This window comes from Novosphingobium sp. Chol11 (genome assembly GCF_900218065.1).
In the GTDB taxonomy this organism is placed as follows: domain Bacteria; phylum Pseudomonadota; class Alphaproteobacteria; order Sphingomonadales; family Sphingomonadaceae; genus Sphingobium; species Sphingobium agri.
Genome location: NZ_OBMU01000001.1, coordinates 2,150,160 through 2,165,031 on the forward strand (window position 1 = coordinate 2,150,160; position 14,872 = coordinate 2,165,031).

18 protein-coding genes are annotated in these 14,872 nt (G+C 64.5%); 8 read left to right on the forward strand and 10 right to left on the reverse strand.

The window, feature by feature from the left end:
- A partial coding sequence (locus tag NCHOL11_RS18595) for a hypothetical protein (protein WP_255254807.1) occupies positions 1-231 on the reverse strand: 231 nt, incomplete at its 3' end.
- Between the two features lie 238 nt (positions 232-469).
- On the opposite strand from NCHOL11_RS18595, the gene NCHOL11_RS10700 reads away from it, so the two are divergent.
- The 4 genes from NCHOL11_RS10700 (at position 470) to NCHOL11_RS10715 (ending at position 3,255) form a co-directional block, all read left to right on the forward strand.
- Complete coding sequence (locus NCHOL11_RS10700; protein ID WP_097092292.1) at positions 470-1,087, forward strand: ribonuclease D; 618 nt, start codon at positions 470-472, stop codon at positions 1,085-1,087.
- Positions 1,088-1,105: 18 nt separating this feature from the next.
- A complete protein-coding gene (locus NCHOL11_RS10705) occupies positions 1,106-1,753 on the forward strand; it encodes an LPS export ABC transporter periplasmic protein LptC (RefSeq protein ID WP_097092293.1) in 648 nt (215 codons plus the stop codon).
- On the forward strand, positions 1,753-2,295 hold the full coding sequence (locus tag NCHOL11_RS10710; protein WP_097092294.1) for an LptA/OstA family protein: 543 nt from the start codon (positions 1,753-1,755) through the stop codon (positions 2,293-2,295). The genes NCHOL11_RS10705 and NCHOL11_RS10710 overlap by 1 nt, the downstream gene beginning before the upstream one ends.
- A 285-nt stretch (positions 2,296-2,580) precedes the next feature.
- Positions 2,581-3,255: a hypothetical protein gene (locus NCHOL11_RS10715; protein WP_255254808.1), complete on the forward strand. Its 675-nt coding sequence runs from the start codon at positions 2,581-2,583 to the stop codon at positions 3,253-3,255.
- Positions 3,256-3,409: 154 nt separating this feature from the next.
- On the opposite strand, the gene NCHOL11_RS10720 is transcribed toward NCHOL11_RS10715, so the two are convergent.
- From NCHOL11_RS10720 to NCHOL11_RS10735, 4 genes are all read right to left on the reverse strand, one after another.
- Entirely contained in the window at positions 3,410-4,000 is a 591-nt protein-coding gene (locus NCHOL11_RS10720; protein WP_097092295.1) for a histidine phosphatase family protein, read from the reverse strand.
- A gap of 4 nt (positions 4,001-4,004) precedes the next feature.
- The gene (gene kdsB / locus NCHOL11_RS10725) at positions 4,005-4,799 is read right to left on the reverse strand and encodes a 3-deoxy-manno-octulosonate cytidylyltransferase (protein WP_441339501.1); all 795 of its coding nucleotides are present in this window, start codon (positions 4,797-4,799) and stop codon (positions 4,005-4,007) included.
- Between the two features lie 8 nt (positions 4,800-4,807).
- Positions 4,808-5,815, reverse strand: coding sequence for a KpsF/GutQ family sugar-phosphate isomerase (locus tag NCHOL11_RS10730; RefSeq protein ID WP_097092889.1), 1,008 nt, complete (start codon positions 5,813-5,815; stop codon positions 4,808-4,810).
- Between the two features lie 289 nt (positions 5,816-6,104).
- Positions 6,105-7,103, reverse strand: a complete 999-nt coding sequence (locus NCHOL11_RS10735; RefSeq protein WP_097092297.1) for an NAD-dependent epimerase/dehydratase family protein — start codon at positions 7,101-7,103, stop codon at positions 6,105-6,107.
- A gap of 191 nt (positions 7,104-7,294) precedes the next feature.
- Here NCHOL11_RS10735 and NCHOL11_RS10740 point away from each other — a divergent pair, with 191 nt between their 5' ends.
- Positions 7,295-8,425 (forward strand): GNAT family N-acetyltransferase, encoded by a 1,131-nt coding sequence (locus tag NCHOL11_RS10740; protein WP_097092298.1) that lies wholly within the window; start codon positions 7,295-7,297, stop codon positions 8,423-8,425.
- Positions 8,422-9,282 (forward strand): cupin-like domain-containing protein, encoded by an 861-nt coding sequence (locus tag NCHOL11_RS10745; RefSeq protein WP_097092299.1) that lies wholly within the window; start codon positions 8,422-8,424, stop codon positions 9,280-9,282. Before NCHOL11_RS10740 ends, NCHOL11_RS10745 begins: the two co-directional genes overlap by 4 nt.
- On the opposite strand, the gene NCHOL11_RS10750 is transcribed toward NCHOL11_RS10745, so the two are convergent.
- The 3 genes from NCHOL11_RS10750 to NCHOL11_RS10760 form a co-directional block, all read right to left on the reverse strand.
- A complete protein-coding gene (locus NCHOL11_RS10750) occupies positions 9,260-10,330 on the reverse strand; it encodes a GNAT family N-acetyltransferase (protein ID WP_097092300.1) in 1,071 nt (356 codons plus the stop codon). The genes NCHOL11_RS10745 and NCHOL11_RS10750 overlap by 23 nt on opposite strands.
- A 36-nt stretch (positions 10,331-10,366) precedes the next feature.
- The gene (locus NCHOL11_RS10755) at positions 10,367-10,753 is read right to left on the reverse strand and encodes a DUF962 domain-containing protein (RefSeq protein WP_097092301.1); all 387 of its coding nucleotides are present in this window, start codon (positions 10,751-10,753) and stop codon (positions 10,367-10,369) included.
- A gap of 62 nt (positions 10,754-10,815) precedes the next feature.
- Positions 10,816-11,787 (reverse strand): serine hydrolase, encoded by a 972-nt coding sequence (locus NCHOL11_RS10760; protein ID WP_097092302.1) that lies wholly within the window; start codon positions 11,785-11,787, stop codon positions 10,816-10,818.
- 84 nt (positions 11,788-11,871) lie between these two features.
- Between NCHOL11_RS10760 and ung the strand changes: the two genes are divergently transcribed.
- Positions 11,872-12,564 (forward strand): uracil-DNA glycosylase, encoded by a 693-nt coding sequence (gene ung, locus NCHOL11_RS10765; RefSeq protein WP_097092303.1) that lies wholly within the window; start codon positions 11,872-11,874, stop codon positions 12,562-12,564.
- Between the two features lie 270 nt (positions 12,565-12,834).
- Here the strand turns inward: ung and NCHOL11_RS10770 are convergent, their stop codons facing one another.
- On the reverse strand, positions 12,835-13,506 hold the full coding sequence (locus tag NCHOL11_RS10770) for a spermidine synthase (protein WP_176502228.1): 672 nt from the start codon (positions 13,504-13,506) through the stop codon (positions 12,835-12,837).
- A 141-nt stretch (positions 13,507-13,647) separates the two neighbouring features.
- Here NCHOL11_RS10770 and NCHOL11_RS10775 point away from each other — a divergent pair, with 141 nt between their 5' ends.
- On the forward strand, positions 13,648-14,094 hold the full coding sequence (locus tag NCHOL11_RS10775; RefSeq protein WP_097092304.1) for a hypothetical protein: 447 nt from the start codon (positions 13,648-13,650) through the stop codon (positions 14,092-14,094).
- Positions 14,095-14,462: 368 nt separating this feature from the next.
- Here NCHOL11_RS10775 and rpoZ read toward each other — a convergent pair whose 3' ends face one another.
- Positions 14,463-14,807, reverse strand: coding sequence for a DNA-directed RNA polymerase subunit omega (gene rpoZ / locus NCHOL11_RS10780; protein WP_066526813.1), 345 nt, complete (start codon positions 14,805-14,807; stop codon positions 14,463-14,465).
- Positions 14,808-14,872 lie beyond the last annotated feature (65 nt).

The window sequence follows — 14,872 nt, forward strand, 5'->3', positions numbered from 1 at the left end:
ACCGCCGCCGCCGCCAAAGCCGCCGCCGCCGCTGCGGAAACCACCGCCGCCACCGCCGCCGCCGAAGCGGTCACCGCCGCCGAAACCACCGCGATCGCCACCGAAACCACCGCGATCAAAACCACCGCCGAAACCGCCACGATCATTACCGCCGCCGTAAAAATTGTCGTCGCCGAAACCGTCGCGCTTATCCTTGCCGCGCCCGCCGCGGCGACCTCTATCAAAACTCATGCCCTGTTGGTCACTTTCGCTTCGCCCAGACTATACCGGATAAACATGCCGGGCGAATGACATGAAGAATCCACCGCAGATATGCGGGTTTGAGAATCACTATATCAACTTTTCAGCCATGCGCGAATGATTTTAGCCCGATTGCCGCCACAATTCGGGATTGCCCCGTAATGAGGCTTTTCGTTCACGGCCAAAAGGGTCGATTGAGTTGCCGCCGCTTTCGCCATAGAGGGGTCGAATGACCGTTCACTTTCATGAAGAGGACCTGCCCGCAGACGTCCTCGCTCCCGGCCCTGTCGCCGTCGATACCGAAACCATGGGCCTCATCACGCCGCGCGACCGCTTATGCGTCGTTCAGATCAGCGATGGACAGGGCGACGAGCATCTGGTGCGCTTCATGCCCGGCAGCGATTATGCCGCGCCCAACCTGCGCGCGGTGCTGGCGGACCGGGCGCGGTTGAAGCTCTATCATTTCGGGCGTTTCGACATAGCGGCGATCCGCCACTATCTGGGCGTGGTGGCAGCGCCCGTCTATTGCACCAAGATCGCGTCGCGCCTGATCCGCACCTATACGGACCGGCATGGACTGAAGGAGCTGGTGCGCGAAATGCTGGGGCAGGAAATCAGCAAGCAGCAGCAGTCGAGCGACTGGGGCGCGCCCACCCTGTCCGACGCGCAAAAGGAATATGCGGCGTCGGACGTGCGCTACCTGCACGCGCTGAAGGCCGAACTCGACAAGCGGCTGATCCGCGAAGGGCGGATGGAACTGGCGCAGGCCTGTTTCGATTTCCTTCCTCACCGGGCGGAGCTCGACCTGGCGGGATGGCCGGAGATCGACATCTTCGCGCATATGTGAGGGACGTAGCGCTTTTCCATGTCCATACAGGCCGATCAGCAACGTCATGCCAGGCGCGATTGGGCGCGGCCAGGCGGCAGCCATGACAGGCTGGTCGCGCGGCTCAAGAACTGGTTGCCGGTGTTCGTCGGCGTGCTGGCGGCCTTGCTGGTGATGGCGCCCTTTACCGGCGGGGACAAGGTGAGCTTCGTGCTCGACAAGAACAAGGTCGAGGTGGCGAAGGAGCGCATGCGGGTGAGCGAGGCGCTGTATCGCGGCGAGGACAGCAAGGGGCAGCCCTTTTCCCTGCGGGCGGGCAGCGCGGTGCAGAAAAGCTCGCGCGAGCCGATCGTGGACCTCAATGACATGTCGGCGCGCGTGCTGCTGTCCGAAGGGCCCGCCGTGCTGAACGCGCGCAAGGGGCGCTATGACATGGAGAAGGAGCGCGTAGCGGTGGACGGGCCGGTGCAGTTCGAAGCGGCGGGCGGATACAGGCTGACGACGCGGGACGTGGGCATCGACCTCAAGACTCGGCGCATGCGCAGCGCGGGCCGCGTGGACGGGCGGATACCGATCGGCACGTTCAGCGGCGACCATCTGGAAGCGGACCTCGCCGCTCGCACGGTGACGCTGAATGGCAGGGCGAGCTTGCGCATCGAACAAAATGGCATCAAAGGGCGGAAGTGATGAAGAGATCGCTGATCCTGCTGTCGAGCGCTGGCGCCCTTTGCGCGGCGATGGTCTTTGCTGGCGCCGGGGCGCAGGTGCTGAAGAATCATGACAGCAACGCGCCGGTCAACTTCACCGCCGACCGGATAGAAGTGCAGGACCGCGCCGACCGGGTGGTCGTGTCCGGCAATGTCGAAGTGACGCAGGCGGGCATGAAGCTGAATGCCGCGCGGATGACGGTGGCCTATCGCAACGGCGCGGGCAGCGGCGTGGAGGTCGATCGGATCGATGCTTCGGGCAATGTCGTCGTGACCAAGGGCAATGAGACGGCGCGCGGCAATGTGGCGATCTACGACCTTAACAGCCGCCTGATCACGATGCTGGGCAATGTGACGCTGACGCAGGGCAGCAATCGCTTGTCGGGCGGGCGGCTGGTGATCGACCTGACGAGCGGGCGGTCGACCGTGGACGGGCGGTCCTCTGGCGGCGCTCCGGGTGTGTCGGGCGGATCGGGAGGCCGTGTGTCGGGCACCTTTACCGTGCCGCAGCGGAACAACTGAGCCTTTTTTCGAAAAGCTTTGCAGTGGGTTGGAGGCGTGGGTTTCCGCGCGGGAAGCTGCACGGCTGCATCAATAAATATGGCGTTTTGAAGGCAAAATGTTACAATGTATGCAGCGGGGTCGTCTCTCGATTCTGCGAGGTCCATCATGTCACGCTTGCTGATGGCGGCGACAGCTGCCTGTTGTTTTGTTGCGCTTTCTTCCGGTCAGGTAGCCGCCTCCGGTCCAAATCAGTGCTGGCAACCTTATGAAATCGAAGCCGCGAAAGTCCGGGATCTGCACGTGATGCTGATGCTGGGGACTTTGCGATGCAAGGCGGTGAACAAGGAGATCGAGGCGAAATATTCCGCCTTTGTCGACAAGAAGATCGGACTGCTGAGCAGTTACAATAATGTGCTCAAGACACGGTTCATGCGGGTCAATGGCATCGCCGAAGGGCAGCGGGTGTATGAACAGTTCAACACGAAGTTGGGCAACGGCCATTCTGGAATGGCGCAGGCGGGGAGCTATTGCCAGACGATCGAGACGCTGCTGACGCTGGCGACCGAGGCGCAGGATAAGGAACTGCCGCAACTGGCGACGACCTTTTCCGAAAGCGCGATGGGCATCGACGCGGTGTGCGAGGCGCCGCCGGTGGTGACGGCGGCTGCTCCGGCGGCGTCGGCTCCGGTGGTGGCGTCGGCTCCAGCAACGGGGACCGGCGAGGTGGCGCAGGTCAATGCGCCGCATGAGGCAGTCACGGCTCCCGGCGTGGCCGTCACGGCAGAGGCGACGGTCGGCCAGTCCAGGTCCGCAGCGGCGGCGCTGGAGGCGGCGGCAGTGGCGTTGCAGAATGCCGCGGCGAGCCTGAAGGCACAGGCTGCGGCTCCGGAGGCGGTGCCGGACAAGCCTGCCGCGGCGCCCGAGGCGAAGCCGGCCGTGCTGCAACCCATAACAGCGAGCGCGGCACCGGTGGGATGAGGAGCAATCGGGGGTCCCCTCCCCTGAAGCCAAGACGCTTTCAGCTAGAGCGCGCTGCGTTTAATCGGACGCAGGTCGCGCGCTCTAGCTTTTTATTATCGCCTCGTTTTAGGCGCAAAACCGGTTCCCACTTTTGCGCACGATGCTCTAGCCCTCAGGGCCGTTGATCCCAATGTCGCAGCATGACCTTGCCGTCCGCAGCGATGGTGAGTTCGCCAAAGGCGCCCGTGCGCAGCTTGAGCGACGCGGGTGAGAGGCCGAGCGCGATCAGGGCGAAGCGGGCCGCGCCGTTGCTGGTGACGAGAAGGTCCGTGCCCTCCCCACCTTGCGCGAAATAGCTTTGCCAGGCGGCGATGCGGGAAGGCGCGTTGACGATCCAGCCGGGGGGCGGAAGGGCCTGCTCGTCCCATGCGCCAAGCGCCTGTGCGCCGATGCGGGCAAGGACTTCGGCCTCCGGGCGGCCTTCGTCCGGGCCATGGTCGATCTCGTCGAGCCAGGAGAGCGTGCCTGTCACCGACTGGTCGAGAGCGGCGGCGATGCGGCTTGCGGTCTCGCGGGCGCGGCTGAGCGGGCCGCTCTGGATGCGGGACGAGGCGAGGCCTTGCGCGGCGAACCATTGGCCGAGGCGGTCAGCCTGGGCGCGGCCGCTTTCGACGAGCGGCAGGTCGGTGCGCGCGCCGATGCGGCAAGCGGCGGCGCTGCTTTCGAAGGTGTTGCCATGGCGAATGATGAAGATGCGGCGCATGGAATCAGGTGGGTGTAGGATCGCCGTGCGTAGCGATGAGGGCCTCTACGCGCTGGATGTCGGCTTCGGTGTCGATGCCGGAACTGTCGAAGATCGGCGGATCGATAGCGACGGTGGTGACCGGGATGCCGAGTTCTAGGAGGCGAAGCTGCTCCAGCCCCTCCAGCTGCTCAAGCGCGGTGGGGGACGCAGCCTCGAAACGGGTGAGCGCGTCCAATGTGTAGCCATAGAGGCCGACATGGCGCCAGACCGGGGAGAGCCGCTGGGTGACGCGCAGCGCCTGCTCGTCGCGGATGGCGGGAATGATTGTCTTCGAGAACCAGAGAGCGCGGCCATCGGGAGCGCGGGCGCAGGTAGTGCCGCTGAAAGGCGAGCGCAGCTTGTGATCGCGGAGTGCGTCGAGCGCGCTCCAGTCGAGGGCGATGACCGGGGTCGCGACTTCAGCGCCCGAATGAAGCGCGGCGACGACGGCGCGCAACGCCCCTTGAGGCTGGAAGGGGGAATCGCCCTGCAGATTGACGATAAAGCGCGGGGATTCCGGACGCTGGAGCGCGGCAGCGAGCGCTCGGCCGGAGCCGGTCGCGATGGCGCTTTCCGTTATGGCTGCGGCACAGCCAACAGCGTTGGCGTGATCGGCGATTTCACTGTCGTCGGTCGCCACGACCAGCTCAGCATCCGCGATGCCCGCGATGGCGGCGCGGGCCATGGCGATGGTCCGGTGCAGCAGCGTGCGCCCGGCGATCAGGCGCAGGGGCTTGCGCGGCAAACGGGACGATCCCGCCCGCGCCGGAATGACGATGAGGCTATTCAGGCGACCCCGGCGTGCAACAGGTCGTGCATATGGACCGCACCCATCAACCGCCCGCCTTCGCAGACGAAGAGCAGGGTGATGTTGTGCATGTGCATGAGCCGCAGCGCTTCGGATGCCAGTTCGTCGGGACCGACCGACAGCGGCGGCACGGTCATGAACTGGCCGACCGCTTCGGTCAGTTGCCGCGTACCGGTGAGCGTGCGCCGCAGGTCACCATCGGTGAAAGCGCCGATCAGTTCGCCGCTGCTGTTGACGATCGCCGTGCCGCCAAGACGCGCGCGGGTCATTTCGATGGTGGCGTCGAGCAGCGAGGCGTCTTCGGGCACACGGGGCACATTGTCGCCCGAGGCCATGAGGTCCCGCACCTTCAGCAGTTGCGCGCCAAGACGGCCGTTGGGGTGGAATTTGTGGAAGTCGTCGGCGGAGAAACCGCGCATCTCCATGAGCGCGATGGCCAGCGCATCACCGAACGCCATCTGGACCGTGGTGGAGGTCGTGGGCGCCAGTTCGTTGGGGCAAGCTTCGCGCACGGCAGGCAGGAGCACGCACACGTCCGATGCCGTCGCGACGGTGCTTTGCGCACGTGCGGTGAGGCCGAGCAGAGGTATGCCGAAGCGCTTGCAGTACTGGATGATGGGGCCGAGTTCGCTGGATTCGCCCGAGTGAGACAGCATGAGCACGATGTCGTCAGGCGTCACCATGCCAAGGTCGCCATGGCCCGCGTCGGCCGGGTGCATGAACAGCGCGGGCGTGCCCGTGGAAGTCAAGGTCGCGGTCATCTTGCGCGCGACGATCCCGCTCTTGCCCATGCCGGTGACGATCAGGCGGCCCCGCACGCTCATGATCATGCTGACGACGCGGAGGAATATCGCGGAAAAATCCCGGTCGGCGAACTTCGCTTCCAGCGCGTTCAAGCCATGGGACGCGACAGACAAGGTCCTGCAGGCTGTTTCCACAATCCGGCTGCCAGAACCAAAAGGCACAATTTTCGTTACTGTCGACACAAGTTCGCCCTTTTTTCCATGACGTCCAGCCAGGTTTTCCTGATCCGTGCAGCATGGCAGCAGCCGCCCTATCAGCGTACTGCCCTCCAATTCATTAGCGACCCATCCGGCTGCAAGCCGGCCCGGCGAAGCAGATAGGATAGTTGACAGCTGAATGGCAATTTAATTTGCCAAGAGGTGCGAAAATTTGCGCGCCTTTATTGCCACATGCGGCACAAATCGATGCTTCTTTGTAGGTAGCCGGAACTTTACGCCAAGCCACGCGTAGTGCGGCGAATTTTCGACCGCTTCAGCTTGCGTGATAGTCGCGATACCATGACACGAAGCGCGGTACGCCCACCTCTATGCCGGTCGTCGGCGCAAAGCCGATATCCTCCGCGATCGCGCTGATATCGGCAAAGGTAGCGGGAACATCGCCGGGCTGCATGGGCTGGAAATCGATCTCCGCCTTGCGCCCGATCGCCTGTTCCAGCACCGAAATGAGGTGCATCAATTCTTCGGGCCGGTTGTTGCCGATATTGTAGAGCCTATGGGGCGAACGGCTGCCACCTGCCTTGGGCGCTCCATCGTCGGCCGGGGCATGGTCGAGGCAGCCGATCACGCCGCTGACGATATCGTCGATATAGGTAAAGTCGCGCTGCATGCGGCCATGGTTGAAGACCGGGATGGGATCGCCCGCGAGGATCTTCTTCGTAAAGATCCACATCGCCATGTCAGGCCGTCCCCAAGGGCCATATACGGTGAAGAAACGCAGGCCGGTCATCGGTATGCGGAAGAGGTGGGCGTAGGTCTCGCTCATCAATTCGTCGGCGCGCTTGGTGGCGGCATAGAGCGATACGGGATGATCGGCGCGGTCCTCGACGCGGAAAGGCAGGCTGTCATTGCCGCCATAGACGGACGAGGAGGACGCATAGACGAGGTGCCGCACCCGCCTTTCGCGCGCCAATTCCAGCATGTTTACATGACCCGCGAGGTTGGAGCGCACATAGGCATGCGGGTTGATGAGCGAATAGCGAACCCCCGCCTGCGCGCCCAGATGGATGATCGCTTCCACCGCCTGATCGGCAAGCGCCCGGTTCAGCGCATCAAGATCGGCAAAGTCGAGTTCGGCGAAGGTGAACAGCTTGCCATGCCGCTGTTGCAGCGCGGCGATCCGGTCGCGCTTCAACGAGACCTGATAATAGTCGTTCATATTGTCGATGCCGATCACCGCCCGTCCGGCGGCGAGAAGCTGATCAGCGACGGCCATGCCGATGAAGCCCGCGGCCCCCGTGACGAGGATGGTCATGCGGCCACCATGGAGCGTGACTGGATGGAGGAGGTCGCCATGGGATTGTCTTTCAGCCGTCGAAGGTTAGCCGCCTGTAAACAGACAATCCGGCGGGCGATGTAAAGGGCTTTCCCCCAAAGAGGCGGTCTGCTGCCCCAAATGAGGCAGTTTAGTCTTTCCCTAATCATTGAAGATTATGCGCTTGTGTCATGGACATGGCATCGCATCCCCTGCCCAGCGGCACCCGTGCCTATGGCCCAGCCCAGCGCGCGCGCTGGACCGCATTGGCGGCGGAGGCGGCGGAGGCCAACGCCTTTTACGCGCCCGACATGCTGTGCGCCGCGCTGGACCATCTGGCGGGGACGCCGGGCGTGCGCATCATCGAGGCGCAGGCGGGAGGCGAACTGATCGGCTTGTTGCCGGTGACGGTGGCTGCCCGTCACGGCCGCCTGCCGCTTTCCTGCGTCACCAACTGGATGCATGAGCATTGTTTCTTTGGCGCGCCGCTGATCCGGCGGGGTGCGGAGATGGCGGCCTGGCGCGGGTTGCTCGCGCAGTTGGATGACGCGCATTGGGCGGCGGGATTCCTGTACCTGCGGGGGCTGGACGCAGCGGGGGCCAATGCCGCTGCGCTGGAGGCCTTGTGCGTCGAGCAGCGGCGTGGGCGGCGCGAGGTGCATCGCTATGACCGCGCCATGCTGCGGTCCGATCTGGACGCAGACGCCTATTGGGAAACTCACGTGCGCGCGAAGAAACGCAAGGAGATCAGGCGGCTGCAGAAACGGCTGGCAGACCTTGGCGCGGTGGAGCAGCGTCTGTTGGCGGACAGGGCCGAACTGCCGCACTGGTGCGCCGATTTCCTGGCGCTGGAGGCTTCGGGATGGAAGGGGCGCGAAGGGTCGGCGCTTGCCTGCTCACCACGCGACGCAGCCTTTTTCCGAGCGGCCTGCGCGGCGGCTTTCGACGCGGGGCTGCTGCATTTCCTGCGCATCGACCTTGATGGACGGCCGATCGCGATGCTGGCGAATTTCCGTCACGGCGATGGCGCCTTTTCGTTCAAGATCGCCTTTGACGAGGAAATGGGCCGCTTTTCGCCTGGCGTGCTGATCGAGCTGGCGAACCTGCATGCGGTGCAAGGCGATCCGGCGATCGGCTGGATGGACAGCTGCGCCGCGCCAGATCATCCGATGATCGACAGCCTGTGGGCCGAGCGGCGGACGATCGTGCAATATCGCGTGGCGCTGCATGGCCGGGGGTTGGGCCGGGTGGGGCGCGCGGCGTCCTTCGCTATCGCCAATGGCATAGAGGCGATCGCGAGCCATATGAAAGGACAAGGATGACCGCTCACTCAGCCATCAGCGCGCAGATTTTCGATGAGGACGCGCAGCGGATATTCGCGGGCGCCTATCCCGACGTGCCGGTGAAGCTGCATCATGGGCTTGCCGGGCATCCGCTGCTGGCGATCGAGGCGCTGGCGGGGCTTGCCGAGCGGATGCCGGCGGCGTCGGTCGAATATAATCTGGGCAAGCTGCCGCTGGGCGTCCGGCCGGAGGATACGCCGTCCAATGGGCTCAGCCTGGGCGAGACGATCCGGACGATCGAAAGCAATGGCAGCTGGGCGGTCTTGAAGAATGTCGAGCGGGATGCGGCCTATGGCGCTCTGCTGGACGCGGCGCTGGCGGAGCTCGCCCCGATCGTTGATGCGCGGACGGGGGCGATGCTGAATCGGGAAGCCTTCATATTCCTGTCATCGCCGGGCAGCGTCACACCATTTCACATGGACCCGGAGCATAATATCCTGCTGCAGATCATGGGTGAGAAGGTCATGACCGTCTTTCCGGCGGGGGACGAGGAGTTGGTGCCTGCGGTGCAGAGCGAGGCCTTTCATGCGGGCGGGCATCGCAACCTCCATTGGCGGGAGCATTTTCGCGAGCGGGGGACGGCGGTGAGGCTGCTACCCGGTGACGCGATCCATGTGCCGGTGAAGGCGCCGCATTTCGTGGAAAATGGCGCGGGTGTGTCGATCAGCCTGTCGGTGACCTGGCGGTCTGAGCGGAGCGTTGCCGAGAGCGAGTTGCATGGGCTGAACGCGCTGCTGCGGCGGCGGGGACTGCCGGTGGGGCGGATCGGCACTGCGCCGGAGCGGCAGGGCGCGCGGCGGCTGGCCTACCGAATCATGCGGAAGCTGGGCGTTTAAGCAACCGGCGGAGCAGCGCTTCGGCTTCAAGGGCAGGCGAGAAGCGTTCCAATATCACCCATTCCAGCGCCTCTTCGCAGGTGGCGAGGCTTTGCTTGTAACGGTCCTTGCCTGCGAGGAGCGAATAGAGGTTGAGGCCCTTGCCCGCATAATGGGCGACGGCGGCGGTGTGGCAGAGCAGGCCAGGCTTGTCCTTGGCCGTGCGCGGGGCGGCAAAGCCGGACTGATAATTCATCGCCTGGCCGCGATGGATGAAATTGACGAGCAGGCCGACGGTGCCGCCTTCGTCGGTGAAGCGGAGCAGTTCGACCTCGCCGGTTAAAATGCCCTTTTGCGTGAGAGTCAGGAGGAAGCGGCGGAAGGCTGGGTCTGCCCAGGCATTGTCCGCGTGCCGGCCTTCGTTCAAGGCGCGCATGTCATCGAGCCATGCGGCGGCTTCGTCCGGAGTGGCGGCGGCGGTGACGGTGGGCAGGCCGCCATGATCCTTCATCGCGCGGCGAATCTGGCTGCGGGTGTTGGCACTGAGGAGCGAGAGATAGCCGCTATTCGCGGCGCGGACGGCGGCGAGATCAATCTGGTAGACGGGCGAACTGTCGACGCGGGTGGCGCGGCGAATGGGCAGGCTGAGCAAGGGTGAGCCGGGGGCAATGCCGCTGAGGCGAAGGGCGCGCCAGTCGGTGCGGCGCTGGAGAGCGGCGTGGAACGCTTGGGCCGACTGCGTCTCCGCACCGCGCCGAGCGAGCAGGCCATTATATTCGACATAGGGCCGATCGGCGGCCGGATCGCCCGACTGGTTGAGAGAGAGGGTGGCGCAGCGGCCGAGCAGGCGCGGCTGCAGTGCATGGCCGGTGAGTGCGAGCGCGATGTCCCTGCCCCCCTCATCGGTGACGCACAGCAGGTCGGGGCGGACGCCGTAGCTTTCGAGCCAGCTGCTGGTCCAGGTCCAGCCGAGGAAGAAGGAGGCGTCCGATGCCGCCTCAAGCGCCTGCCAGCGGGGAGCGAGCGCGGCGAGATCGGGCAAGGGGGAGAAGTGGGCGGAAAGAGCCATCGCCGCCCTTGTGACAGAGCTGCAAGGGCGGTCAAGTCAATGGCGCGGAGAGACGCCTAGAAGGGTGAGGCGCTTGGCCGGGTCGATCGATCCATCCGGGCGCACGCCTGCATGGGCGAGATCACGGCGCATGCGTCCTGTGAGAAAGCGGAACCACATGCGGAAATCGGCGCGCAGGGACCAGAGCGGATGGCGAAAGGTGGCGGGCCTGTTGCGCTCGATCAGGGCATGCGCCGCCCAAGCGAAGCCATAACCGGCAACGGGTAGTGCTGGAAGCAGCCACCAGCGGCCGGTCAGGGGCATGGCGGCGAGCAGCAGGATGACGGCGCTCGTCCCCGCATAATGCAAGGCTCGCGTCCCAGGACGCGCATGTTCCTGAAGATAATATGGCCAGAACTCGCTGAACAGTGCGATGTTGCTCATGCCAGGTCCCTTTCAGGGCTGCACAGCTAAAGACAGGCTTGCTCCAAGTTAAGCCAGATGCGTCAGACCGTGTGCGATTCAGGGGCAAAGAGGAAATAGTCGTAAGCCGCACGGGCCACTTCAGCCATGATGCGGTCACGCGCGGCATGGCCGCGATGATCCTTCATGACGAAGACCGAGATGGCGATCGGGCGGCCATCGGGCAGGGTGATGATGCCGGTGTCATTGCCCAGGCCATTCAATGTACCCGTCTTGTGCGCGACCGGCGTGCCGGGCGGGAGCATGCCGACGAGGCGCGCCTTGCCCGTCTTGCAACGCGCCATGATGCCGAGCAGCATGGCCGTGCTGTCCCTCTTCAACGCCTTCCCATGCTGGATGGTCGATAGGAGGTCGTTCATCGCGCGGGGCGTCGACGTATCGCGCGGATCGGCGGCGAAGGCGATGTTGGGCATGTCCATCGCATCGCGCGCCCGCGCCGAAATGGGGGTTTCGGCCTCATCCCCTGCCCCGCCTGCTCCCACCTTCGCGCGGGCGAGAAGTTGGGCGGTGTTGCTGTCCACCCGCTGGCCACGGATGCCGAGCGACTGGAGCCAGCCATTCACCGCCTGCGGCCCGCCCGCGCGGGCGACGAGCGCATCGGTCGCTTCATTGTCGCTGCGGGTGAGCATCAGGTCGAGCAAGGCCGTGACCGGCATCGCCGTGCCGAGCCGTGGCAGCTTCTCATCGAAGCGCAGCATGCCCGCATCGGCGAGCGACAAGATCTTCCCCGCCACCGCGACCTTGTAGGTGCTGGCCATCGGGAAAAGCGTGTCGCCATTCAGTTCCAGCGTCTCGCCGCTGCGCAGATCGCGCACGGCTATGCCGACGGTGCCGTCGCTGAGGCTTGCGAAACGGGAGAACTCGCCGAGCAGGCGCGATTGCGCCGTTTGATGCACCACATTGGGCTGAGGACCGAAGGCGTCAGCGGTTGGCAGGGGCGCGAGAAACAGGCCAAGGCCCGCCACGAGGGCGGTGGTGAAGGAAAGGCGCGGCATGATTGCCCTTTCCCTCATTTGCGGACGCGGAGCAAGACTGCCGTGCGGTTGACAGGCTGTTGCCGGGCAGGTCATCACGCGGGCATGACCGCAACGATCAAGCTCGACGAAAGCTGGCGCGCGCCGCTGCGCGAGGAGTTCGACCGCCCCTATATGCAGGCGCTGAAAACATTCCTGGAAGAGGAAAAGCGGCAGGGAAAGCGCATCTTTCCCAAAGGCAGCGAATATTTCCGCGCGCTCGACCTGACGCCGCTCGGCAATGTGAAGGCGGTCATATTGGGGCAGGACCCCTATCATGGCGAAGGGCAGGCGCATGGGCTGTGCTTCAGCGTACGGCCGGGGGTGCGGACGCCGCCGTCGCTGGTCAATATCTACAAGGAGCTTAAGAGCGACCTTGGCATCGATCCGCCGCGCCATGGGTTCCTGGAACATTGGGCGCGGCAGGGCGTGCTGCTGCTGAACAGCGTGTTGTCGGTCGAAATGGGCCGCGCCGCGTCACATCAGAAGCGCGGTTGGGAGGAATTTACCGATGCCATCATCCGGCTGGTCAATGGCCAGGAGGAACCGGTCGTGTTCCTGCTGTGGGGCGCCTATGCACAGCGCAAGGCGGCCTTTGTGGATCAGACGCGGCATCTGGTTTTGAAGGCGGCGCATCCTTCGCCGCTGTCGGCGCATAATGGGTTTTTGGGGTGCCGCCATTTCTCGCAGGCGAACGCGTTCCTGGAAGCGAAGGGGCGTGGGGGGATTGATTGGGCTTTGCCGGAATGTGGAGTTTGATCGGGCGCGATTTGTCGTCATGCCAGCGGAGGCTGGCGTCTGTGTCGATGGCGTTCAGCCCGGCGGCATGAGATTCCAGCTTTCGCTGGGATGACGGGATGAGATGGGCACTTCTAGCCCTCGCCCGTTTACGGGAGAGGGAGGGGCCCGCCGCGACAGCGGTGGGAGGGTCAAGGTTGGGTGGCCGCCCTCATCCAATTTCGCCTAGCCAGCGAGCTGGCAAGGCTGCGCCTCCTTCTCACGCCAGCGGGAGAAGGAGGCTGGCATTCATTACCGCTTCTGGGCGAACCAGATGACGTGGCGGGGGCCTTTGCCGTTGTCCCGGGCTTTGACCGCCACCTCATCGACCAGAAAGCCAGCGTCGCGCAGGCGGCGGGTGAAGGCCGCGTCGGGGGCGGCGGACCAGATGGCAAGGATGCCGCCCGGCTTCAGCGCGGCCTTGGCGGTGGCAAGGCCAGCCGACGAATAGAGCCGGTCGTTGGCGGGAGCGGTAAGGCCGTCGGGGCCGTTGTCCACGTCAAGGAGGATCGCGTCGTAGGCTTGTCGGCTCGCGGCGATCTCCGCCGCGACATCGCCTTCGATCAGGGTGACGCGCGGGTCATCAAGGCAACCGGCCGCCAGTTCCGCCATGGGACCCCGCGCCCAGTCGATAATCTTGGGCACCAGTTCGACGACCGTGGCGCGCCCGTCCTGCCCCATGCCCGCCAGCGCCGCGCGCAGGGTGAAGCCCATGCCGTAGCCGCCGATCAGCAGATGCGGCGCTTTTCGCCCCCTCAGCCGCTCAAGCGACATGATCGCAAGCGCCTTTTCCGAACCGCTCATGCGGCTGCTCATCAACTCGTTCCGGTCGAGCACGATCATGTGATCGCTGCCCCGCCGATAGAGTTTCAATTCCTGTCCGCCCGGCACGGCGGCGGTGTCGATGAGTATACGAGGGGTCACTGGCAGGTCCTTATATGGGCGCCCCGCATGGCAGCTTGCTTCACGCGGCGCAAATCTTCAAAGGCTGGCGCAAGTGACGCCCTGCCCCTATGTCGCGAGCAGCCCCCTCCCCTCCTCTTCCAGCAGGCAGTCCGTTCGTCCATGCGCTATTTCCTCGATACTGAGTTCAACGGATTTGCAGGCGCGCTGATCAGCGTGGCGCTGGTGCCGGAATTTGGCGACGATGAATTTTACGTCTCGCTGCCCTTGGATGAGGAGCCGCATGGCTGGGTCCAGCGCAACGTCATCCCCTATCTGCGCCACGTTCCTCCGGGTATCGACATGGAATTGAGCCGCGTCGAGGCGGCGCATCATCTGGCGGATTATCTGGCGGGCGATTCCGACCCGGTGATCGTCGCCGACTGGCCGGAGGACCTGGCCCATTTCTGCGCGCTGTTGGTCACTGGCCCGGGGCAGATGGTCGACATGAACGGGTTGCAACTGCAGCTGGTCAACGCGGCGGGATTCAGCGCGGCGGCGAATAGCAGGATTCCGCATAATGCGCTGCATGATGCGCGGGCTTTGCGGGATTTCTGTTTGGGGAATTGAGGGAGTGAGATGTTCCCTCTCGCCTTCAGGGAGAGGGGAGCGAGGGTTGCCTGTTTACAGTCCCCTCTTCCGCCGTCGCTTCGCTCGGCCCCCTCTCCCCTGAAGGAGAGAGGGGATGGCATTCTCGCCTTTGCTTCGCTTGGCACCTCCGCCAGAGTCACATGCCTTTGGCCGACCCCTGAAGGGAAAAGGGGATAAACAATTCTCGTCATCCCAGCGAAAGCTGGGATCTCGTGAGGTTGGGCCACGCGTATGGCATGAGATGCCAGCTTCCGCTGGCATGACGAAATCTACCCCTAAAAACGGATCGAGGCCCGGTCCTGCTTGCGCAGGCCGAGCCTCATTCCCTCTCCAAACCGATGGACGGATCAGCCGTCGTAGTCGCCGCCGACATTCTGGTTGCGCGGCGGGGCTGCGGCGGTGAGGCGCAGGGCCTCTGCCGACTGGGCGATCGATCCGATTTCGTCCGGCGTATCGTCGTCGTCGATCTGCACCTTCTGCAGCGAACCGACGAGCGAATCATGCAGATCCGCCGGGAGAACGGTTTCTTCAGCGATCTCGCGCAGGGCGACGACCGGGTTTTTATCGCGGTCGCGGTCAAGCGTCAGTTCGGCGCCACCGGAAATTTCACGGGCGCGCTGCGCCGCAAGCAGGACGAGGTCAAAACGGTTGGTAACCTTGTCGACGCAATCTTCGACGGTAACGCGGGCCAAACGGGCGCTCCTGGCAAAAGGATGGAAATTATGAGGTTCGCGCCTATCAGCGGCTGGGAGAGGAG